The 22,420-nt window shown below is 36.1% G+C and carries 25 protein-coding genes; 6 read left to right on the top strand and 19 right to left on the bottom strand.

All coding sequences use genetic code 11. The features are described from left to right. Positions 1-365: 365 nt before the first annotated feature. From B5488_RS13195 to B5488_RS13160, 8 genes are all read right to left on the bottom strand, one after another. Positions 366-707 carry a hypothetical protein gene (locus tag B5488_RS13195; protein WP_079735686.1) on the bottom strand — a complete coding sequence of 114 codons (342 nt, stop codon included), beginning with the start codon at positions 705-707 and terminating at the stop codon, positions 366-368. Between the two features lie 441 nt (positions 708-1,148). Beyond that, complete coding sequence (gene arfB / locus B5488_RS13190; RefSeq protein ID WP_079735685.1) at positions 1,149-1,550, bottom strand: alternative ribosome rescue aminoacyl-tRNA hydrolase ArfB; 402 nt, start codon at positions 1,548-1,550, stop codon at positions 1,149-1,151. Positions 1,551-1,556: 6 nt separating this feature from the next. Continuing rightward, positions 1,557-3,110, bottom strand: coding sequence for a DUF4301 family protein (locus B5488_RS13185; RefSeq protein WP_079735684.1), 1,554 nt, complete (start codon positions 3,108-3,110; stop codon positions 1,557-1,559). Between the two features lie 2 nt (positions 3,111-3,112). Next, on the bottom strand, positions 3,113-3,679 hold the full coding sequence (locus B5488_RS13180; protein WP_079735683.1) for an AAA family ATPase: 567 nt from the start codon (positions 3,677-3,679) through the stop codon (positions 3,113-3,115). Next, positions 3,640-4,272, bottom strand: a complete 633-nt coding sequence (gene pnuC / locus B5488_RS13175; RefSeq protein WP_079735682.1) for a nicotinamide riboside transporter PnuC — start codon at positions 4,270-4,272, stop codon at positions 3,640-3,642. The genes B5488_RS13180 and pnuC overlap by 40 nt, the downstream gene beginning before the upstream one ends. Further along, positions 4,256-4,516 (bottom strand): YkoF family thiamine/hydroxymethylpyrimidine-binding protein, encoded by a 261-nt coding sequence (locus B5488_RS13170; protein WP_079735681.1) that lies wholly within the window; start codon positions 4,514-4,516, stop codon positions 4,256-4,258. The genes pnuC and B5488_RS13170 overlap by 17 nt, the downstream gene beginning before the upstream one ends. 168 nt (positions 4,517-4,684) lie before the next feature. Then, on the bottom strand, positions 4,685-5,377 hold the full coding sequence (locus tag B5488_RS13165; RefSeq protein WP_079735680.1) for a phosphoglycerol geranylgeranyltransferase: 693 nt from the start codon (positions 5,375-5,377) through the stop codon (positions 4,685-4,687). Continuing rightward, positions 5,377-6,024, bottom strand: coding sequence for a 4'-phosphopantetheinyl transferase family protein (locus B5488_RS13160; RefSeq protein ID WP_079735679.1), 648 nt, complete (start codon positions 6,022-6,024; stop codon positions 5,377-5,379). The genes B5488_RS13165 and B5488_RS13160 overlap by 1 nt, the downstream gene beginning before the upstream one ends. A 65-nt stretch (positions 6,025-6,089) precedes the next feature. On the opposite strand from B5488_RS13160, the gene ahcY reads away from it, so the two are divergent. Further along, positions 6,090-7,406: an adenosylhomocysteinase gene (gene ahcY / locus B5488_RS13155; protein ID WP_079735678.1), complete on the top strand. Its 1,317-nt coding sequence runs from the start codon at positions 6,090-6,092 to the stop codon at positions 7,404-7,406. A gap of 196 nt (positions 7,407-7,602) precedes the next feature. Here the strand turns inward: ahcY and B5488_RS13150 are convergent, their stop codons facing one another. The 4 genes from B5488_RS13150 to B5488_RS13135 all read right to left on the bottom strand — a co-directional run bounded on the left by B5488_RS13150 (position 7,603) and on the right by B5488_RS13135 (position 9,412). Beyond that, entirely contained in the window at positions 7,603-7,947 is a 345-nt protein-coding gene (locus tag B5488_RS13150) for a putative signal transducing protein (protein ID WP_079735677.1), read from the bottom strand. Between the two features lie 114 nt (positions 7,948-8,061). Further along, on the bottom strand, positions 8,062-8,322 hold the full coding sequence (rpmA, locus tag B5488_RS13145; RefSeq protein WP_079735676.1) for a 50S ribosomal protein L27: 261 nt from the start codon (positions 8,320-8,322) through the stop codon (positions 8,062-8,064). Between the two features lie 28 nt (positions 8,323-8,350). Continuing rightward, positions 8,351-8,845: a 50S ribosomal protein L21 gene (gene rplU / locus B5488_RS13140; protein ID WP_079711211.1), complete on the bottom strand. Its 495-nt coding sequence runs from the start codon at positions 8,843-8,845 to the stop codon at positions 8,351-8,353. A 102-nt stretch (positions 8,846-8,947) separates the two neighbouring features. After that, entirely contained in the window at positions 8,948-9,412 is a 465-nt protein-coding gene (locus tag B5488_RS13135; protein ID WP_079735675.1) for a DUF4199 domain-containing protein, read from the bottom strand. 278 nt (positions 9,413-9,690) lie between these two features. Here B5488_RS13135 and B5488_RS13130 point away from each other — a divergent pair, with 278 nt between their 5' ends. Both B5488_RS13130 and B5488_RS13125 read left to right on the top strand, forming a co-directional pair. Beyond that, positions 9,691-11,016, top strand: a complete 1,326-nt coding sequence (locus tag B5488_RS13130) for a M16 family metallopeptidase (protein WP_079735674.1) — start codon at positions 9,691-9,693, stop codon at positions 11,014-11,016. A gap of 17 nt (positions 11,017-11,033) precedes the next feature. After that, positions 11,034-13,094, top strand: coding sequence for a M16 family metallopeptidase (locus B5488_RS13125; protein WP_079735673.1), 2,061 nt, complete (start codon positions 11,034-11,036; stop codon positions 13,092-13,094). A gap of 89 nt (positions 13,095-13,183) precedes the next feature. Here the strand turns inward: B5488_RS13125 and B5488_RS13120 are convergent, their stop codons facing one another. From B5488_RS13120 to mutY, 5 genes are all read right to left on the bottom strand, one after another. Further along, a complete protein-coding gene (locus B5488_RS13120; protein WP_079735672.1) occupies positions 13,184-14,089 on the bottom strand; it encodes a DMT family transporter in 906 nt (301 codons plus the stop codon). 99 nt (positions 14,090-14,188) lie between these two features. Beyond that, positions 14,189-14,752: a gliding motility lipoprotein GldD gene (gene gldD, locus B5488_RS13115; RefSeq protein WP_079735671.1), complete on the bottom strand. Its 564-nt coding sequence runs from the start codon at positions 14,750-14,752 to the stop codon at positions 14,189-14,191. 14 nt (positions 14,753-14,766) lie between these two features. After that, positions 14,767-16,092, bottom strand: a complete 1,326-nt coding sequence (locus B5488_RS13110) for a gliding motility-associated protein GldE (protein WP_079735670.1) — start codon at positions 16,090-16,092, stop codon at positions 14,767-14,769. A 21-nt stretch (positions 16,093-16,113) separates the two neighbouring features. Beyond that, on the bottom strand, positions 16,114-16,584 hold the full coding sequence (locus B5488_RS13105; protein WP_079735669.1) for a single-stranded DNA-binding protein: 471 nt from the start codon (positions 16,582-16,584) through the stop codon (positions 16,114-16,116). Between the two features lie 103 nt (positions 16,585-16,687). Then, on the bottom strand, positions 16,688-17,743 hold the full coding sequence (gene mutY, locus B5488_RS13100) for an A/G-specific adenine glycosylase (RefSeq protein WP_079735668.1): 1,056 nt from the start codon (positions 17,741-17,743) through the stop codon (positions 16,688-16,690). A 125-nt stretch (positions 17,744-17,868) separates the two neighbouring features. Between mutY and B5488_RS13095 the strand changes: the two genes are divergently transcribed. From B5488_RS13095 to B5488_RS13085, 3 genes are all read left to right on the top strand, one after another. Beyond that, positions 17,869-18,177 (top strand): HU family DNA-binding protein, encoded by a 309-nt coding sequence (locus B5488_RS13095; protein WP_262507360.1) that lies wholly within the window; start codon positions 17,869-17,871, stop codon positions 18,175-18,177. 301 nt (positions 18,178-18,478) lie between these two features. Continuing rightward, positions 18,479-20,017, top strand: a complete 1,539-nt coding sequence (locus B5488_RS13090; RefSeq protein ID WP_079735666.1) for an Rne/Rng family ribonuclease — start codon at positions 18,479-18,481, stop codon at positions 20,015-20,017. Between the two features lie 177 nt (positions 20,018-20,194). Beyond that, positions 20,195-20,620 carry a regulatory protein RecX gene (locus B5488_RS13085; RefSeq protein WP_079736619.1) on the top strand — a complete coding sequence of 142 codons (426 nt, stop codon included), beginning with the start codon at positions 20,195-20,197 and terminating at the stop codon, positions 20,618-20,620. 50 nt (positions 20,621-20,670) lie between these two features. On the opposite strand, the gene B5488_RS13080 is transcribed toward B5488_RS13085, so the two are convergent. Together B5488_RS13080 and B5488_RS13075 are read right to left on the bottom strand one after the other, a co-directional pair. Further along, on the bottom strand, positions 20,671-21,552 hold the full coding sequence (locus tag B5488_RS13080) for a cupin-like domain-containing protein (protein ID WP_079735665.1): 882 nt from the start codon (positions 21,550-21,552) through the stop codon (positions 20,671-20,673). Beyond that, positions 21,549-22,418 (bottom strand): cupin-like domain-containing protein, encoded by an 870-nt coding sequence (locus tag B5488_RS13075; protein WP_079735664.1) that lies wholly within the window; start codon positions 22,416-22,418, stop codon positions 21,549-21,551. The genes B5488_RS13080 and B5488_RS13075 overlap by 4 nt, the downstream gene beginning before the upstream one ends. Between the last annotated feature and the right edge of the window lie 2 nt (positions 22,419-22,420).

Here is a 22,420-nt window from a genome sequence, read left to right as displayed (position 1 = left end):
TAAAATAAGCATAAAAAAAGAGACCTCGTTAAAGGTCTCTATCAATGACAATCTAAATTTTCATTAAAAAATGTCATTGGGTGGTATCCATTTTCCAGATTGCATATAGCCAAATCATTATAATCTCTCAATTTACTTAAGCGGCTAAAAGTGTTAGTTAATAGACCCCTGGGTCCTTAAACCGTTTAAGTTTTTCATTCTACCCTAAATATACAGAATTTTCTGGTGACTTTATGCTATTTTTCTGGTGCCGAAGGAGTCGGTTTCTCTTAAATTCCGGCTTAAATTTGTAAAAAAATTTCCGTTGGAAGTTTGTAGGATACTATATCCAACGGAAATTTAAGGTTAGTTAGCAATAATTAAAGTTATTTGTCTTCTTTCTCGATCCAGTTTCCTTCACTATCGATGTAAGCCTTTTTCTTTTCACCATCTACATTAAGCGATAGTTTATATACTTTCTTACCGTCTTTTTCTTTTACCCAGGCTTCTTCAGCAACGGCTCCATTCATATCGGTCATTACAGCATCTTTAATTGCCTGTGGAAGGGCCAGGACATCTACTTCTTTATAATCATCTTTAGTTTCCTGAACTTCTTCTACACCTTCAATTTGTTCCATTTCTTCCGGGTCTTCTACCTGAGCTTGTGCATTTTGAGTGAATAAAAACATTCCGGCTGCAGCCATTAAGGTTAATCCTAGCTTTTTCATAATAATAAGGTTTTAAGTTTGTGGTTTAAATATGATAGGTATAAAGGAAGAATTATACCAAAGTCTCATAATATTAACTAACTATCTAACAATAAGCTTTTTATGAAATACGCAATAAATTAATTGGGAATTTGTTATGTAGAAAAATGAGATTTTTAAGAAAATATTATGTAGAAATGTAGAATTCCCAGTTCCCTAAAACAAAAAAAGAGACCCTAAGGCCTCTTTTTCTCCGAAAATCTAAATTATACAACAGTATCTTAAGCTGCTATATTTAATATTAATTTAGCAATAGGAGTATATAAAAAATTATACCAGTAAAACGCCATGTTTTTAATCTATTGGTTATAAACATTTTAAAAACTTAGCTTTTTATATTTTCTCGCAAATCAGGAGAATTATTGTAGAATTTTTCTACACATATGTAGAAAATCATCTCGCTTATTTTAACGGATCGTTTCTACGGGCTTTCTTTTCTGCATTGATTTTTTTCGCTTTTAGGCGTTTCAATTTTGCAGCTTTGCTGGGTTTTGTTTTCTTCCTTGGTTTTGGTTTTTTGATATTTTCGCGAAGCAACTCAAAGAATTTAGCAATAACCAGCTCTTTATTCTTATGCTGACTTCTACTTACTTCACTATGCAGAATTAATTGTTTCTCTTTAGTTAGGCGGGAATCCAGCTTTTTAATTAAACGCTGTTTTTCTTCTTCTAAAAGTCCTTCTGAAGCTTCTAAATCAAAATAAAGTTCAACTTTAGAGGAGGTTTTATTAACATGCTGCCCGCCAGCACCAGAACTACGCACGGCTTTAAAATTAAGTTCCCGTGTTATTTGCTGCTCGTCCAAAATTAATTATTTGGTCTGGTGAGAAGGTTTTAGAAGATCTGCAACGGTTTTTACAGGATTAAATGTTTCTACCGGAACTTCAACAAAAACAGTATTCCAGTAAGCCATCCCACCATTCCATAAGCCGGGACGTTCCAGAGCTTTTAAAGGCTTTCCGTCTTTGGTTTTATCTGCAATAAAACTCATATTTTCATCTACGTATTGATGAAGGTCAAAACTTTCTCCCTTATGATTTTTAAGACTGCACACAATATCTACCGGATTAAAATGCGTAGAATTATTTAAGATCTCTAATTGCTCTGAATTATTTTTATCTATTTGAGCTCCCTCAATAATTTGAAGCGAGATCTCGCCATCTTCATTTTTAACAAGGAACGGTCCGCCACCGGGCTCACCTTCGTTTTTCACCATTCCGCAAACTCTTAAAGGGCGATCTAATTTTTTACATAAATATTGTGTTTTTTCCTCCCCGGTAAATTTGTTGAATGTAGAAGTTACTTTTACATAAAGTTCCTTTTCCAAAAATTTGGCAATCTCGTCTAATTTTGCTTCGGAATTATTCCCGCCATCCAGATTTTGCATATAGTCAAACACCTGATTTTGCAGCGCCAATAATTTACCTCCCAGCATTTTTTTCATCTCTACCACTTTTGGCAAATTTGTATTAACCACCACATTATCTATATTTTTAACAAAAATAAGATCGGCTTCCTGCTGATTTAGGTTTTCTATTAGTGCACCATGACCGCCGGGTCTAAAGAAAATCCTATTATCGTCATCTCTAAAAGGTTTATTTTCTTTATCCACCGCAATCGTATCGGTTTTTGGATCCTGGTAAGAATAGGAAATTTCGAATCTAGTGTGATTAGCCTCTTCTACTCTTTTTTTAATGTTTTCAAATTCCTGTTCAAATTTCTCTTTATCACCCTCCGCAACGGTAAAATGTAATTTTGTAACATCATTTACTGAAAGATACTTTGCTGCACTATGCAAATGCTCTTCAAATGCCGTGGCTGTATAATCTTTATACTGGTGAAAAGGAACCAAACCTTTAGGTAAATCACTTAAGCCAAGTCCGTTTTCATATAACATGGTTTTTACCAAAATCAGATGCCTTTCGTCATTAGATTTTTCTGAAAAATCCGGATGGTTTTCTTTGGCTTTTTTGGAGGCTGCCTCGTAGAATGGGAGTTTATCTATTTTTTCAAAAAATAACTGAAGGCTTTCATCTTCCTTTTTATCTAAATATTCACGTAAGCTTTCCTTTTCAGGATCAAATTTATTAGCAAAGTTGTGAAATGCCTTAAACATTCGGGTAGCCGCGCCAGAAGCAGGTACAAATTTTAAAAGATCTAAATGCTCTTTTTTATCTTCAAATGTTTGAATATATTTTTTCTGATCTTCTACTGAATAGGCAAAAATCCCATTGCCCAGGGTTGCAGCCTGTTGAATATCTACTTTTATATTTCCTCTTTCAAATATCTGGATTTGTCTTTCAACTTCCTGGGTTGATAATCCTTTTTCCTCAATTTGCAAAATGTCTATTTCGCTAAACTCCACGTCTATTTATTTTTTAAAAGTTCGTCTATTTTATTTACCGCGGTTTTAAAACGCTCCTCTAAATCTCCTTTTAGAATCACGTAAGGTTTGTTACTGTTTTTAAGTGCAGCTTCAAACCTTTTAAACATCCCAATACGGTCTTCGGGTTTATCCCGAAGGTCATCGGGCGTCCACGGTACGTCAATATACGTTAAAAAGTACAAATCGTAAAGGTTGTTTAACGCATGTTTAAGAAGTTGAGGCTCGCAAAAACCGCTGTAATAAGCTTCAGAATATACCTTTAGCTCTAAAAGGTCGGTATCACTAATTAGTAGTTTATTAGCTTTTTTGGTAAGTTCATTTTCACGTTTCATTTGGCCTTCAGCAATGGGAATCATATCTTTTGGCTCACAAACTCTTTGTTCATTATCCCATTTTTCCTGAAGATAATCCCGCATAAATTCTTCTACCCAAAGCGTATTATAATGCTTACCTAGCATTTCTGCCAGGCTTGTTTTTCCGGTAGATTCAGGTCCAAAAAGAACCACTTTTATGACGGACGAAGGTCGTTGCGCAAGTTTTTCTGCCATGCTTTATAGCCGTATATAGCGATTATAGTAAAAACAAAATATTGAAGTGCCGTTAAAGTAAAACCCTTATAAAAATAGAGCGGTACCGAAATAACATCGCCAATAATCCAGAAAATCCAGTTTTCAATCTTTTTATTGGCCATTTGCCACATTCCCACGAAAAAAATTGCGGTTGTAAAGGTGTCTACATAGGCGGTCCAGTTATTCCATTTATCAAAATACTCATACACAGCGAACACAAAAAGAAGGGTCGCAATAAAAATAAACAGACTTTGCCAATTCTCTTTTCTGGTAGTATTGGTTATGGGTGTATAATGTTCTTTATCTACTTTTCTCGTCCAGATGTACCAGCCGTAAATACTCATGGAAAAATAATAAGCGTTAATCATCATATCTCCCAGCAATTCCCATTGCCAGAGCAAATAAACAAAGATCATAGTACTTATAATCCCGGTGGGATAAACCAGAATATTATTTTGCTTGGAATAAATGACCGAAAGAAAGCCGAAAATCACCGCAATTACTTCCAGTATTATAAATAAAGTAGAATACCCGTAATATTGATCGAATAAAAAATCAAAAATCGGCTGCATAGTCGCTAAGATCAGATTTTACAATTTTTATATAGATAAGGCCACGGTCTATAGCTTCAAAAACCTCTTTTATTTCTGAATGCAATAAATTCATCACCTCATCATAATCTCCATAAACCTGGGTACTTAGCGGATTTTCTTTTACCGTTAATCCTGAAGCTCGCAATTTTTTGATGAAATTGATGATCTTTGGTTCAAAATCGTCCTGCAACGGACTTAATGTTAATTCTACTGAAATTTTCATGATTGGAATTTTAGCCACGAATACACGAATATTCACCCGGCTTTATATGGAAGCCAAATTTAAAGATTTGAAATTAGTATTATTGTAAGTTAAACTAACAATTTGTGAAGCTTTATTTTTTTGGACTACCACAAATTAGATTCTGAAATAAATTCAGAATGACGTTTACTAATTTTCAAATTGTGTCCCCATCACGATCATATCGGCACCTGCTTTATAGGCCTTTTCTTGTTGTTCAAAACTTCGAATTCCGCCACCTACAACCAAAGGAATAGAAATTGCTTTTTTAACTTCAGCAATAATTTCTTCGGAAACCGGAAAAATAGCCCCGCTTCCCGCTTCCAGGTAAATTAGTTTTTTTCCCGAAAATTCCCCGGCTAAAGCAGTATTTACGATCGTTTCAACCTGGGATTGCGGAATTGGCTTTGTGCCACTTACCCGCTGAACCGCACATTCTTTCCCGCCGTCTATTAGAATATAAGCCGTGGGAATAATTTCCAGTTTACTATGCTTTAATTTTTCTACAGATTTTACTTGCTGCTCGATTAAATATTCGGGATTTCTCCCGGAAAGCAGACTTAAAAAAAGTAAAGCATCTGCAGTTTCGGTGATTTGAGAATAATCACCCGGGAATAAGATCACAGGTAAATTGGTCTCCGTTTTTATCGCTTTTACCGTTTTTTCGGTTTTAAATTTTTCAACGGTACTGCCGCCTACAAAAATATGAGTTGTTTCTTTGGGAATCTTTTTTAGGTAAGCTGCTGCTTCAACTTCAATAAATTTATCGGGATCTATCAAAATGGCGAGCAGCTTTTTCCCATTAGTTAAAGCCTGGGAAATTTCAGCATAATAATTCCGCATTAATCTTTGGCTTTTTTAGGATCTCCCCAGCCATAGACGCAGGTAAAACCTTCAAATTCCAGGAACTTCATTTCATAAAAAGACTCCCTACCTTTAAAATTTACTTTAGCTGTGGTTTCATCATCGTCAAAATCAAAATCGGTTACATTAATATGCTGTAAAAATCCAAGTCCGGGTTCGGCATACATTTTATAAATAGATTCTTTAGCACCCCAAACAATGGTGAGTTTTCTTATTAAAGCTTCTTCATTTGCAACGGTGTGATACTCGCTAAGCGGCGTAAATTTATTAGCGATCTTTAGAATTTTATCGCGGCGTTTTTCAATATCTATCCCCACTTTTTCATCGCTTAAAATTATCGCAGTAAAATTAAAAGAATGGGTAATAGAGATATTTTTTCCATTTTTTAAATGCGGTTTTCCTAATTCGTCGTAAAACAAATCGTGGTCTACATAGCCCGCTTCGGCCATTAAATGCCGAATACTCATAAAACCACGGCGGTGAATTTCAGATTTCATTCCGTTTACGCGATTTTGGCAATGCGTGGTTAATTCTATTCCTTCGCTTAAATCTTCAAAAGGCTCTTCTACCTTCCAAATGAAGACTTTAGTATGCGGGTTTACTGTTATTGTTTTGTAAAGTGGCATGTAGGTTTGTTATAGATTCCTTATTTTTGCGAGACAAAAAATTGCTAATATTCAAATATAATAATATGTCGACTAAAACAGTGCCGCATACGGCTTATAAAGTTAAGGATATTTCCCTTGCCGATTGGGGAAGAAAAGAGATAGAACTCGCCGAAGCTGAAATGCCGGGATTAATGTCCCTGCGTGAAGAATATAAAAATGAACAACCTTTAAAAGGAGCCAGAATTGCCGGTTGCCTTCACATGACCGTGCAAACTGCAGTACTTATTGAAACTCTTATTTCTTTGGGTGCCGACGTAACCTGGAGCTCTTGTAATATTTTCTCTACCCAAGATCACGCTGCAGCTGCAATTGCCGCTGCGGGAATCCCAGTTTATGCCTGGAAAGGAATGACCGAGGAAGAATTTAACTGGTGTATAGAACAAACCCTGTTTTTTGGGGAAGAACGTGAGCCTTTGAATATGATTCTTGATGATGGTGGGGATCTTACCAATATGGTTTTTGATAAATACCCGGAACTTGCTAAAGGTATCCGCGGACTTTCAGAAGAAACCACTACGGGAGTTCACCGTCTTTACGAAAGAATGAAGAACGGAACTTTGGTAATGCCGGCCATTAACGTAAACGATTCGGTGACTAAGTCTAAGTTTGACAATAAATATGGGTGCCGTGAAAGTGCAGTTGATGCAATTCGTCGCGCTACCGATGTTATGCTTGCCGGAAAACGCGTTGTAGTTTGTGGCTATGGAGATGTCGGTAAAGGTACCGCGGCTTCATTTAAAGGTGCCGGATCTATTGTAACCGTTACTGAAATTGATCCTATTTGTGCTTTACAAGCTGCAATGGACGGTTTTGAAGTAAAAAAATTGGAAACTGTTTTACCAAAGGCTGATATTGTAATTACCACTACCGGTAATAAAGATATTGTTCGTGGAGAGCATTTTGAAGCGATGAAAGACAAAACCATTGTTTGTAATATTGGGCATTTTGATAACGAAATTGATGTTGCCTGGCTGAATAACAATCACGGTGATTCTAAAGATGAAATCAAGCCACAGGTTGATAAATATACCATAGACGGAAAAGATATTATTCTTTTAGCGGAAGGGCGATTGGTAAATCTTGGTTGCGCTACTGGCCACCCTAGTTTTGTAATGAGTAACTCGTTTACCAACCAGACTTTAGCGCAAATTGAACTTTGGAAAAATTCTGATAAATACGAAAATGAAGTTTATATGCTTCCGAAGCATTTAGACGAAAAGGTTGCTAAACTTCACCTTGAAAAAATTGGAGTAGAATTAACCGAACTTAAAGATTACCAGGCTAAATATATTGGCGTGGAAGTAAAAGGTCCATACAAGCCGGAGTATTACAGATATTAATATTGTCATTTCCGCCGCCACTTTTGAATTGATTCAGAAAAGGCGGAAATAATTTTAATAAACTAGCAGACCTCACAGGTTTTCAAAACTTGTGAGGTCTTTTTATTTTGAAAATTTTACGTCAAGCTGAACTGGTTTCAGTTTCTAACATATTGGATTCTGAAAGCCTTTCAAGATAATGTTTAAGCAATATTTTCTAAGCATTCATAAACCAAACAAACAGGATAATAGCAACGAGTACAACCAGCATAGCAAGAACAATAATTACCCATTTCCCTATTTGAGGTTTTCTTCTTTTGGGTTGCGCTATATTATGACTTTGGCCAAGAAAACCGCTTCTTTTAATAATTTCAGTTGCCTTATCCCTATCGCTTTCCGCTACTTCAATTCTAAGTCCGTCATTACCTAATGCACCAATATTAGTAGCGTTATCTGTAACCTCCCCGTGAGATCTATAATCTAATCTTTCATCATCAAAAAGATTTTTAATGATAGAATGTTCATGTCGGTCTGAGGTGCGAAAAACGTCTATATACTTCATAACATATAACTTAAAGTCTACATTAAAGATACAAAAAAACCCCTTCCGAATTTCGGAAGGGGTTTAGTATAATTCTAAGAATAAAATTCTTTATCTCATTTAAGAGTTTAAGACTTATGCTTCAAACGGTTCAATAGAAACGTAAGATTTGTTGTTTGTAGTCTTAGAAAATTTCACAAGACCATCAACTTTAGCGTGTAAAGTATGATCTTTTCCTGCATACACATTATCACCTGGATTGTGTGCAGTACCTCTTTGTCTAACGATAATGTTTCCGGCTACGGCTGCTTGTCCGCCAAAAATTTTCACGCCTAAACGTTTCGATTCTGACTCTCTACCGTTCTTGGAACTACCGACTCCTTTTTTGTGTGCCATTTTACTTTAGTTTTAAGTAGATTAATATTTAACTTAAAGCTTCAATTAATTCAGCTTTCTTCATAGAAGAGTAGCCTTCAAGACCTTTCTCCTTAGCCATCTCTTTTAATTCAGCTACGGTGTATTGATTTAAATCTTCCGATTTACTATCAGTTTTGGCTTCTTTCTTAGGTGCTTCTTCTTTTTTAGTTGAAGCAGCTTTTTTTCCACCTTTTACATCGATGCTTTCAATTACGATTTCGGTTAAAGATTGACGGTGACCGTTTTTCTTTTTGTAACCTTTACGTCTTTTCTTTTTGAAAACAATTACTTTGTCTCCTTTAAGGTGACGGGTGATTTTTGCTCCTACAAGAGCACCATCTATAGCCGGGGCGCCAAGGTTTATGCTGTCACCATCTCCGGTAAGAAGAACTTTGTCAAAAGAAACGCTGTCTCCTTCTTCTCCGCTTAGACGGTTAACAAACACCTTTTGGTCTTTTGCAACTTTAAATTGCTGCCCTGCTATCTCTACAATTGCATACATAGTGTTGTGATTAATTAATTTATGCTAAAAATTTCACTTACTTTTTTCGCAAGCGGTTGCAAATATACTTCTAATTAATTAATTCACAAAGCCTAAAAAACTTTAATAGGTATGTTCCTGCCCTTCTTTAGTATTCCAGGAGTCTTTAAATAACTGCATATAGGCTAAAGTAAGCACCAGGCTTGTTGCAAACCCCATAACAGCCACTACAAAAAGTACAATACCAATATTGGTTCCGTAATCTGTACGCCACATATTAATAAGGTTACTTAAAAAATCGGGATTTAGTTCTGTGGCATATAAGGCAAAAAAGATGGTGAATAAAATAGTGGCATTAAACCCGGTAAGCAAGCTCGCCATAAAGCCTTTTTGATACTTAAACTTTGCACCTTTAGAGCTTCGGTATGCTTTTAGAGCCAACCACATTCCTGCAGCCATAATCACTCCGTTAAACAAACTAAACAACGGATAAATATGCAAATTAAAGAGTGATAGAATTAAAAAATACACAATAAGTCCTACTGCGATTATGAGACTGTATTTAATTGGAACACTAAAATTCTTCATAGCTTTTGGTTGGTTTATTTTATTTAAACGAATGTAAGGCAGGGAACTATTATCTCATTTTCTAATTAAAAAATCACAAATGCCTGTTCCGGCCCCGCAAATCGTCTTGTTTCAAAAGTAAATTTCTAAAAAAAGCGTCGGTTTTTAGCTTAATAGCTTGTTAATTTTGACACTATTCGCACAAATACACTAATTTCTTCATTATTCTAAAATTATGCTGTAACAAATTACGATATTCAAATACTAATACAAGGCATTAATGAAAAATCTATTAAAAAATGATTAAAAACTTAAAAATGGTTGCTTTTGCATTAGTTTGCAGCGCAGCAGGAATTGCCCAGGAGGTAGAATTTACCGAATACAACCTGGACAACGGATTACACGTTATTTTACACCAGGACAACACAGCCCCAGTAGCTACTGTTGGAGTAATGTACCACGTAGGTGCTAAAGATGAAGAAACAGGCCGCTCTGGCTTTGCCCACTTCTTTGAACACCTTTTATTTGAAGGGACAGAGAACATTGAGCGCGGAAAATGGTTTGATATTGTAGCCGCTAATGGTGGTAGCAACAATGCCAGCACCACTCAAGATCGTACTTATTATTACGAAACTTTCCCCTCTAACAACCTTGAATTAGGTTTATGGATGGAATCTGAAAGAATGCTTCACCCGGTTATTAATGAGGTAGGCGTAGAAACTCAAAACGAAGTTGTAAAAGAAGAAAAGCGCTCTCGTATTGATAATGCTCCTTACGGAAAGATTATTTATTCTACCGGAATCAATAAATACGTTTTTGATAAGCATCCTTACAAAAACTCAGTTATTGGTACAATGGAAGATCTTGACGCAGCCGAGCTAGACGAATTTAAAGCTTTCTTCGATAAATATTACGGCCCAAACAACGCTACTTTAGTAGTTGCCGGTGATATTGAAATTGATGAAACTAAAAAGATGATTGAAAAGTATTTTTCGGAAATTCCTGAAGGAAACGAAGTAGAAAGAGTTTCAGTTAAAGAAGAACCAATTACTGAAACTATTACAGCTACAGAATACGACAGTAATATTCAAATTCCGGCAAAGTTATTTGTTTACCGCACGCCTTCCATGAAAGAGAAAGATGCTTATATCCTTGATATGATCTCTTCTATTCTTACTGACGGGAGAAGTTCCAGAATGTACAAGAAAATGGTAGACGAAGAAAAAACTGCACTACAGGTATTGGCTTTTCCAAGATCTCAGGAAGATTATGGAACCTATGTAATGGGTGCCCTTGCATTAGGCGAAACTCCTTTAGACACCCTTGCAGTTTCAATGGATGAAGAGATTGACAAACTTCAAAACGAACTGATTTCGGAAAAAGAATATCAAAAACTTCAGAATAAATTTGAGAATCGTTTTGTAAATTCCAATAGTAGCATTCAGGGAATCGCTTCTTCACTGGCAACTTACAATGTTCTTTATGGAGATACCGATCTTATTAACGAAGAGATTGAAATCTACAGAGACATAACAAGAGAAGATATCCAAAGGGTAGCCAATGAATATCTTAACGAGAACCAACGTTTAGAGTTAGATTATCTTCCAGAAAACGAAAAGGAATAACATAAAAAACATAAAGAATGAAATTTAATATACTCACATTATTTATAGCCTGCTTTTTGACCACCGCAGCAATTGCGCAGGTAGACCGTTCTAAACAACCGGAACCGGGACCGGCGCCAAAAATTAATCTTGGTCAGCCAGATGAATTCACCTTAAATAACGGCTTAAAAGTTTTAGTGGTAGAGAACCATAAATTACCAAGAGTTTCTGCTTCTTTAATTATAGACAATAAACCTCACGCCGAAGAAAAACCAGCTACTGCTGCTTTGGTATCTTCTTTACTAGGCACAGGAACCGAGAATATGTCTAAGGACGATTTTAACGAAGAAATAGACTTTTTAGGAGCCAATGTTAATTTTGGATCAGAAAGCGTATATGCTAGCTCGCTTTCTAAGTTTTTCCCTAGAGTTATGGAACTTATGGCTGAAGGGGCTTTAAAACCAAAATTCACCCAGGAAGAATTTGACGCTGAAAAAAACAAACAAATTGAAAGTTTAAAATCTATCAATAAAGACGTAGGTTCTATCGCCAGCCGTGTAAGCGCTGCTTTAGCCTATGGAGCTAATCACCCTTATGGAGAATTTGCTACGGTAGAAAATACTGAAAAAGTTTCTTTAGAAGACGTAGAAAGTTTTTACAAGAATTATTTCAAACCTGCTAATGCTTACCTGGTTATAGTGGGGGATGTAAAGACTTCTGAAGTAAAAAAACTTGCTAAGAAAAATTTTGGAAACTGGGAAGCTGGTGCTCCAACAGAGCAAGAATTACCTCAAGTAGCAAACGCTAATGAAACACAAATCAACTTAGTTGATATGCCAAACGCGGTTCAGAGTGAGTTAAGACTTCAAAATACCATAGATTTAAAAATGGCAGATGAAGATTACTTCCCAGTATTGGTAGCAAACCAAATTCTTGGTGGTAGTTTTGGAAGCTATCTAAATATGAACCTTCGTGAAGACAAAGGTTATACTTATGGAGCCAGAACAAGTACTGGAGCAGACAAGTATGCTTCAAGATTTGTTGCACAGGCAAGTGTTAGAAATGCGGTAACCGATAGCGCTATTGTAGAATCTTTAAAAGAGATTAAAAGAATTAAAACCGAGCCTGTAGATGCTGAAATGTTGGAAAATGCTAAAAGTAAATTTGCCGGTGATTTCGTATTAAGGCTAGAACAACCTTCTACCATCGCTAATTACGCGCTTAACATCAAAACCAATGATCTTTCGGAAGATTTCTATGAAACTTTTCTTCAAAAAATAAATGCAGTTACTGCTGAAGATATTCAACGTGTAGCTAACAAATATTATCAAACCGATAATATGAGAATTATAGTTGCAGGTAAAGCTTCAGAAATTGCTGAAAACCTTGAAAAGGTTGAATTTAACGGTAAAACACTTCCGGTGAAATATTACAGCAAACTTGGTGAGGAAGTTGAAAAACCACAAGCTAAAGAAGTTGACGCTTCAGTAACCGTAGAAAAAGTTTACGCAGATTATATTGAAGCTGTTGGTGGCCGTGATGCTTTAGAAGAAGTAGAAAGCGTAGTGATGAAAGCTGAAGCTAGCGTACAGGGAATGGCTCTAAACCTTACCATGAAAAGAACTATGGAAGGTAAGCTAAACCAGGAAGTTTCTGTTGGCGGTAACGTAATGAGTAAGCAGGTTTTTGATGGCGAAACAGGATTTGTAATGGCCCAGGGCCAAAAAATTCCTTATACCGAAGAGCAGATCAAAACCGCTAGAATAGATTCCAATCCATTCCCGGAACTTAATATTGGCGACGCTACCTTAGAAGGAATTGAAACTGTTGAAGGTACTGATGCTTATGTTGTTGCTTTAAACGAAAATTACAAAGCATACTACAATGTAGACAGCGGTTTGAAAATGCAAACTGTTCAAACTATATCACAGGCGGGACAAACAATGTCTATTCCTACAGGATACAGCGATTACCAGGAAGTAGAAGGAGTTAAATTTCCTTTTAAAATGACCCAGGCTGCAGGCCCACAAACATTTGAATTTGATGTTACTGAAATCCTTGTTAACGAAGGTATTTCAGTTGAAGATTTTCAAGAATAGTGATTTTTTATTAATGTTAGAAAGAACCGGCCAGCAATGGTCGGTTCTTTTATTTTAAGAAAATTGAGATTGATTGAATTCAAATAAAATTAAGTAGCCTGTTTTCTAAACTTAGAAAACACTTTTTTAGATCGGTTTACTATAAATACACCTATTAAAATTACAAAGGCTGAGAGTAACTGCCAGGCACTAAAAACCTCACCATCTAAAATTCCCCAACCTAAAGCAACCACGGGAATGGTATAAGTTACCGAAGTAGTAAAAACCGGGTCTGAAATCTGCACCAGTTTATTAAAAATTATCATCGCTACTCCTGTTCCAATCACACCCAAAATTGCAACATAGCCAATAGAATGCTGAAGTACAATATTTGAAAGATTCTTTTCGAAAAATCCTGAAAAATATAAGATCACTAAAGTCGGCAATAGTAAAACGGTGAAACTTCCGGCGGCAATTCCCAACGGACTTATACTACTCATGTGGGTTTTAAGGATATTCACATTCATCGCATAACAAGACGCCGCAATAATAACCAAAAGTGAATAAAGGTAGTTCTGGTCGGGGTTTATACTGGCTCCACTTAAGATTAAACCTGCGGTTCCCAATAAACCAATTACCACTCCTAATATTTTATTCTGATTAAAAGCTGCTTTAAAAAACATCGCTCCAAAAATAAGCGTCATTAGAGGAGTAGCCGCATTTAAAATGGAAGCTACAGCACTATCTATTTCGGTTTCAGCAAAAGAAAAGAGATAGACAGGAAAGAAATTACCCAAAAAGCCTATTAGCAGCATCCATTTCCACTGGCTTTTCTTAATCTTCATGATAGATCTAAAGCCGATAAGAATAAGAAAAACAGCAGCAAAAATTATTCGGAAAGAACCGACCTCAATGGCCGATAAGCCTACTAACCCCTTCTTTATAAGAATAAATGAACTACCCCAAACAATGGAAAGAACAACCAGGTAAACCCACTTTAATTTTTCTAAAGGCATATTTTTCGATTTTTAAAATGCAAAAATCGGTATTCCTTTAGAGTTGAAAAGAAAAGAAGGAATTAATTTTAAATGATTTTTTAACCAGTTTCGTATTGTTTAATCTTCCCAGCGAAAAGTTTCAATCATATGCTTCATATCTTTTTTAAGATAATCGGCAGCGGGAATAATAGAATCGTAATTTGGTTTTGTCCTGAAGTAAGCTGAAGCCGTCACAAAGTGGTTCACGCTATCGGTAAGGTAAAATTGCGCCTGGGAAGCTGCATCGCCCGAAACTTCATAAAACATCCCGTAGACGTCCTGAATTTTATTGGTGTAAACATCACCTTCAATAGCATCAGCTTTTATAGTATGTTGTAATGGCAGTTTTTGAGCATCAGAAAGTAAAGAGTCCAGGTTATTATTAATTTGCTGATAAGTGATAAAAATGGTTCCGTTTAGAGCTTTATATTCTAAATCTATCCAACAGGGAATATTATTTCGCGAAGCTTTAACCTCGGCGAGTGCATTTATTTCAAAATTATAAGGGCAGTTAAAATTTGTAGCCTCATAAGTAGCTTCAGGATAATTAAGCGAAAGAAATGCACGGGGTTTGGGAGTTGTGTCCTTTTCTCCGCAGCTTATAAGCATTAAAACCAATATAATTACCAGAGATTTTTTCATACTACACTTTATCTTCAACTCACCGGTGAAATTTTCACTTTAATTTGTTTAAGACGTTTATTGTCTAAAACTTCTACTGTAAAGCTATAATTCAAAAAATAGATCACATCGTTTTTCTTCGGAAAACCTCCAGAAATTTCTAATAAGAATCCTGCCAGGGTATCGGCCTCTCCTTTTCGCTCCTCAAAAGCAACCGGATCTTCAATTCTCACTATTCTATAAAAATCTTTTAGCGGAGTTTTTCCTTCAAAAACATATGTATTTTCATCCAGTTTGGAATACACTAAGTCTTCATCATCAAATTCATCACTAATATCACCAACAATTTCTTCAATAATATCTTCCAGAGATATAAGTCCACTAGTGCCACCATATTCGTCTACCACAATCGCCAAATGATTCTTTTTGGTTTTAAAATCATTCAGCAAATCGTCTAGTTTTTTATTCTCAGGCACAAAATAAGGCTCTCGCAACAGGCTGGTCCATTCAAAAGAATTTTTATCTATATATGGCAACAAATCTTTTACGTATAAAATTCCAATTACATTATCAATATTCTCCCGATAAACCGGAATCCTGGAGTATCCCCGATCTATAATTTCGGGAATAATTTCTTTATAAGTTTGGCTTTCATTTAAAGCAAAAATATCCATTCTTGGGCGCATTACCTGTTTGGTATCGGTATTACCAAAAGACACGATTCCCTGTAGGATTTTTTGTTCTTCCTGCGTGGTATCTTCTTCGCTGGTTAGTTCTAAAGCCTGGGATAATTGATCTATACTTATAAAAGATCGCTGTTTCCCAAGACGGCTATGCATAAAAATGGTCACCGCACGCATAGGTCCGCTTAAAGGTGTGAAAATAGTATCAAGAAAATTTAAGGGCCGTGCCATAAAATTGGAAAAAAGCACGTTATTCCTGCTGGCATACACTTTAGGTAGAATTTCACCAAATAGCAGAATAATAAAAGTTATCACCCCAACCTCGATTAGAAATTTGAAGTTAACACCATAAAGTACCGTATTCATCTCGCCAAAAAGCCTGTCGGTAAGACTGTCAAACAACAATACAATTGCTATGTTTATAAAATTATTGGCAACCAGGATAGTAGCCAGCAACTTTTTAGGTTTATCTAATAGATTAACCACAATTTGCTGCGCTTTGCCACGCTTCCCGTCTTCAGTAATTACATCGGCGGGAGTTAATGAAAAAAAAGCAACTTCGGCACCTGAAATTAAGGCGGAGCAAAGTAAAAGCAGTAATAAAACTAAATAGCTAATTAGCTGCGTAAAATCAAAAGCGGCCCAAAACAAAAGTAAACTGGGAGGTTCTGAATCCAAATGACAGGGTTTTAATTAAACTTAAAAAGGCAAATCGTCTTCCTCTTCTTCTTTTGCAATAGATTGATTGGCGAAATTATCATTTTTAGGCGTGTTTTGTTGATTTTGAGCCGGTGAATTTTGCTGTTGTGTATTTCCGCCACCTTCGCTCTCTCCTTTTGGAGTTAAAAAGGTAAACTCTGTACACTGGATTTCGGTGGTGTAACGGTCATTTCCCTGGTCGTCCTGCCATTTTCTGGTTTTAATTCTACCTTCAATAAAAACTTTATCGCCTTTTTTTAGGTATTTTTCGCAAATCTCAGCAGCTTTATTACGCACCACAATGTTGTGCCATTCGGTATTGGTAACGCGCTCGTTGGTAGTGCGGTTTGTATAAGTCTCGTTGGTAGCCAAGGGGAATCGCCCAATAGCGCCACCGCCTTCAAAATAATGCATTTTCACGTCGTCTCCCGTATGCCCAATAAGCATTACTTTGTTTAATGTACCTGTCATCTCAATTAATTATTTTTGGCCAAAAAAGGCAATTTATTTACACCCTAAAATACTGAAAAATTTATTGCTAATTAAAGCTAATCTGAATAAAACTTTAAACAATTTATAAGGAATAGGTTTCCAGGGCGGTTTCTTCAAGGAAATTAGCAATTAAAACCGGCACGGGATAATCTTTTACATTTTTTACAGGAATACCCTCTTCCCCAATACTTTCTGCTTTTACCCACCAAAAATGCGTGTAAATATGCTGGTGCGAAAGTTTATGTATAACGGGTTTTATATTATGAAGTTGCAGCGATAGTTCCTGAACGCCAAGAATTTCGTTTATTTTTTCTTCGGAAGGAAAAACGCCTTCGCTTAACGGTTTTTCGGTTTCAATTAATGGAAATTCATATAAACCATTCCAAATTCCCTTGCCAGTTCTTTGCCGAAGTAGTGTTTTATTTTCTTCAGAATAAACTACTAAATAATTAAAGTAGCGTTTCTTCACTTTCGCTTTTTTCAGCTTAACCGGTAATTCCTGAATTTTATTTTTCTGCAAAGCCAAACAAGCTGAACTTAAGGGACAACTTTCACAAAGGGGATTGCGAGGTTTGCACTGAAGCGCTCCAAATTCCATTAAAGCCTGGTTAAAGCTGGAAGGATCTTTTTCATCTAACAATTCAGAAGCCAGAACTTTGAATTCTTTAATTCCGGCAGTGGAATTTATTGGCGTTTCTATGTCAAAAAATCGAGCTAAAACCCTGTAAACATTACCATCTACTACCGCAACCGGTTCATTATAACAAATGGAAGCAATGGCTGCAGCGGTATAATCGCCGATGCCTTTTAGTTTTTTAAGTTCTTTATAAGAATCTGGAAAAACTCCGTTTAGCTCTTCAGCAACATATTTAGCCGTTTCGTGAAGGTTGCGGGCACGGGAATAATACCCCAAACCCTGCCATAGTTTTAATACTTTTTCCTGCGGCGCTTCAGCTAAATTAAAAACACTGGGAAAAACAGTAATAAAACGCTCATAATAGGGTAATCCTTGCTCTATTCTGGTTTGCTGTAACATAATTTCACTCAACCAAATATGATAAGGATCACTGGTTTTGCGCCAGGGCAATTCCCGCTTATTTTTTAAATACCAATCAATCAATACTTTAGAAAACACCATAAACAAAATAGACTTGGTGCAATATTAAAAGTTTATTCCGTTATTATTTAATGAATTAGGCTTGAAATATTGTAGATTTAATTCTTATATTTGCGCCCTTGAAAAAACAGAAATCCCAATTTATAATATTAAATAGCACGAAAATGACGAAAGCAGATATTGTAGCGAACATCTCAGAAAAATTAGGAATGGAAAAAGGTGATGTTCAAGCTACTATTGAAACCTTCATGGATGAGGTTAAAACTTCATTAGAAAGTGGAGACAACGTATATTTAAGAGGCTTTGGAAGCTTTGTTGTAAAAACAAGAGCAGAAAAAACTGGAAGAAATATCTCTAAAAACACTACAATTAAAATTCCCGCACACAACATCCCGGCCTTTAAACCTGCTAAGATTTTTGTTGAAGGAGTAAAGACTAACGTTGGAGTTAAGTAATTTGAAACTGCACAACAGTTTCATTAGAAAATAATTTATTAATTAAAAAGTAACACTATGCCAAGTGGTAAAAAAAGAAAAAGACATAAGGTAGCTACGCACAAGCGTAAAAAAAGAAACAGAGCTAACCGCCACAAGAAAAAGTAGTTTTCAACTACTTTTTTTATTTAAATCGTTCATTGAAATTGAAACCCTGCTTATTTATTACCTAACAAGTTTTAGGGTTTCTTCAGGATTAAAAAACCTGTGATAAAATAATGTTTAATCCATCCCGACTTATTCGGGACAAAAATCTAATAGAGTGGACAAAGAATTAATTATTAGGTCCGGAACCTCTGCTGTAGATTTTGCCTTACAAAAAGATGGAAAACTTATTGAACTCAACAAGGAAGAAGACAGCAACAAATTTAATGTTGGTGATATTTTTATCGCTAAAATTAGAAAAGCTGTACCCGGGTTAAATGCCGCATTTGTAAATGTTGGCTACGAGAAAGATGGTTTTTTACACTATCACGATCTCGGCCCCCAGGTTGCTTCTATGCTTAAGTTCATAAAACGTGTAAGCACAGGTAAATTAAAAGATTATTCCTTAAAGAATTTTACATTCGAAAAGGATATTGACAAAGACGGGGTAATTACCGATGTCTTAAAGTCAAATCAGTCGCTATTGGTTCAGGTTGTAAAAGAACCTATTTCTACCAAAGGCCCCAGGATAAGCTCAGAGCTTTCTATTGCGGGTCGTTATATTGTACTGGTTCCTTTTTCTAATCGTATTTCAGTTTCACAAAAAATTGAAAGTAAAGAAGAAAAAGACCGGTTAAAAAGATTGGTGAAAAGCATTAAACCCAAAGGTTTTGGGATTATTGTAAGAACCGTAGCCGAAGGCAAAAAAGTAGCAGAACTGGATAGAGATCTTCAAAATTTGATGGATCGCTGGACAGGAATGTGCAAAAAGATGTATAAACCACATCATCCCTCTAAAGTACTGGGAGAATTAAACAGGGCATCTTCCCTGTTAAGAGACATTTTTAATGACTCTTTTACTTCTATTACTGTAGACGATGAAACGCTTTATACACAAATTAAAGACTATGTGGGCGAGATCGCCCCGAGTAAAGAATCGATTGTTAAGTTATATCAATCAAATGTTCCAATTTTTGAAAAATACGGTATCGAAAGACAAATAAAAACTTCATTTGGGCGCACCGTCTCTATGAGCAAAGGCGCCTACCTGGTAATAGAACACACAGAGGCTATGCACGTTATAGACGTGAATAGTGGTAACCGTTCTAACAAATCCAGAAACCAGGAAGATACTGCATTAGAGGTGAATATGATTAGCGCCACAGAAATAGCCCGGCAATTAAGATTGCGTGATATGGGCGGCATAATCGTGGTAGACTTCATAGACATGGGAAAAGCCGAAAACCGCAAAACCCTGTTTGATCACCTTAGAAACGAAATGAGTGACGACCGTGCAAAACATAAGATTTTGCCACCGAGTAAATTCGGGTTGATACAAATTACAAGACAACGCGTAAGGCCGGAAATGAATATTAAAACCCGTGAGGACAATCCAAACGGAACTGGTGAAATTGAAGCACCAATACTTTTAATAAACAAAATGAAAACCGACCTGGAAAAACTCATTAAGAAAGATCACAAAAAGATCACTTTGAGTGCGCACCCATTTATTGCAGCCTTTTTAACAAAAGGCTTTCCATCTCCCCGCTCGCAATGGTTTTTAGACCATAAGCGATGGGTGAAAATTTTACCAAGAGACGCTTACACGTACATGGAATATCATTTTCACGATAAAGAAGGAAATGAAATCCTTTAAAATAAACGCCTTTCGTTAATTCGGAAGGCGTTTTTTTATGCGCTATTCTGAAATTTACATTTTGATATTTCCTACCTGAAAAAGTTTTAATTTTGAATCTTAATCCTGAATTTTCACTCTTAAGCATTGAAAGAACCCCAGAAATCTTATACCGTTAAGGAAGCGACCATCAAACTGATGCAGTTTTGCGCTTACCGCGACCGTTGCCATAAAGAAGTTGAAGAAAAACTTCGCGAAATGAATATGATCACGGCCGCACAGGAGCAAATTATTATGGAATTAATGCAGGAAGATTTTTTAAATGAAGAACGCTTCGCCAGAAGTTTTGTTCGAGGAAAATTCAGAATAAAAAAATGGGGAAAAATAAAGATCAAGCATGAATTGAAATTCAGGGAAATTTCCACTCCTATAATTAAACTCGCTCTAACCGAAATAGATCAGCAAAAATATATCACCACACTTTACGAAGTAGCCGAGAAGAAACTGAAGCTCTTGAAAGAACCCGATAAATTCAAAAAGAAAAAGAAATTAGCCGATTTCCTGCTTCGGAAGGGTTACGAAAGTGCATTGGTGTACGAAACAGCAAATGAGCTCTTAGAATAGTTCTTATAGACCTCACAGATTTTGAAAACCTGTGAGGTCTGGAGGTATTATTAAACCTTATTCTTCTTATGAGTTCGCCTAATAGCTTCTTCATTTTTATAATCTATCCATCTCTGACCCTTTAGTTTCCGCATATAATTATCAAAATTACGCATCACCACCAGGTTATAAACAGCTTTAGAAAAATTGGTAAGTGTTCTTGAAGTTGCCCGCAAGCTCATAGAAAAACCAGGAGTTAAATAAGTCATTTGGTGCCAATAGCCTTCGGGCATATAGAGCGCTTCGCCGTGGTTTAATTCAGTCACATAACCTTTTGCCTTTTTAAGCACCGGAAATTTTTCAAAATCGGGATTATTGAAATCTATATCTTCACGGGAAATCAGCGCATGTGGTACTTTATATAGATATTTAGTCTGCGAAGGGGGATAAATGATACAGCGTTTTTTACCGTGGAAATGAAAATGAAGGATATTGGCAAAATCAATATCGTAATGCATGAAGACTTTGGAATTCTCCCCACCAAAAAATAAAGTTGGCAATTGCTTAAGAAATCGAATTCCAAGGTCAGGAAACCTAAAATCCTTTTGTAGAACGGGAACTTCCTTTAATAAATGATAAAGAAAAATTCGGTAATTGGTAGGTTTTGATTTTAGCAGATCTATATAATCTGCCATCTTCATTTCGGTATGTGGCTCGTTGAATTTCTGCTTAGAATTAATAGGCCTATCATCATAAAGCGGAACCACTTTTTCCCCTGCAACTTTTTTAATATAATCTAAATCCCACTTCTGGGTAGCAGGCCAATCATCCACCAAATGCTCAATAACCACGGGTTTTTGCGGCCGAACATACTGCTCCAAAAAATCTTTTTTAGAAATATTCCTAAGCCTTGGTATAGGCTCTAAATGTAAGCTTTCTTCGTTCTCCATCATTCAATTCCAGCACTTTTGTGCGTATTTTCAATCGCTTTTCTATTCTTATAATCTATCCAATCCTGACCCTTGATCTTACGCATTAAATTATCGTAATTCCGAGTAAAAATCAAACTTTTGAGCACCTCAGCAATGCGCCCAGGTTTTTGAGGTAATGAACGCAAAGTCATTGATAAGCTCGCAGTCTCATACTTTATAAAATGCCACCATTTACTGGGAATATATATTGCCTCCCCGTGTTTCAACCTTGTTTCAAAGCCTTTTGCTTTAGCCAGTGCAGGATATTTCTCAAAATCTGGGGCATCCATATTTATAATCTCCATACTTACTATGGAATGCGGCACATGATACAAAAATTTAGTTTCAGAAGGAGGGTAAAGAATCACCCTTTTTTCACCAACAAAATTAAAATGAAAGTTATTGGCTAGATCCATATCATAATGCATCACCACGCTACTTCCCTCGCCACCAACAAATAAAACAGGTAACTTTTTAAAAAATTTTACGCCAAGATCGGGGTATTTAAAATCATCTATTAATTCAGGGCAATTTTGCAATAGGTTAAAGAAAAACATCCTAAGATCTGTAGGTCCTTTTTCAAGAATATCTATGTATTCCCGCATAGGAATTTTTTTTGCGGGTCCGTGAGAACTTTGCCTGCCTTTTGCCGGTTTCCCGTCATAAAGCGGTACTACAACATCTCCAGCTTTTTTCCTGAAATAATCAAAATCCCATTTTTTATTCGCCGGCCAATCGGCTGAAAGCTCTTCAAAAACAACCGGTTTTTCGGGTATAAAATAGTCCTTCAAAAATTCTTCTTTTGAAAGCTTTTTAACCCGCGGTATGTCTTGCAGATCCAATTTCAATA

Origin of the sequence: Salegentibacter salegens, from assembly GCF_900142975.1 — a bacterium.
In the GTDB taxonomy this organism is placed as follows: domain Bacteria; phylum Bacteroidota; class Bacteroidia; order Flavobacteriales; family Flavobacteriaceae; genus Salegentibacter; species Salegentibacter salegens.
Note: the sequence above shows the minus strand (reverse complement) of the source record. Positions and strands in the feature narration are given on the sequence as shown.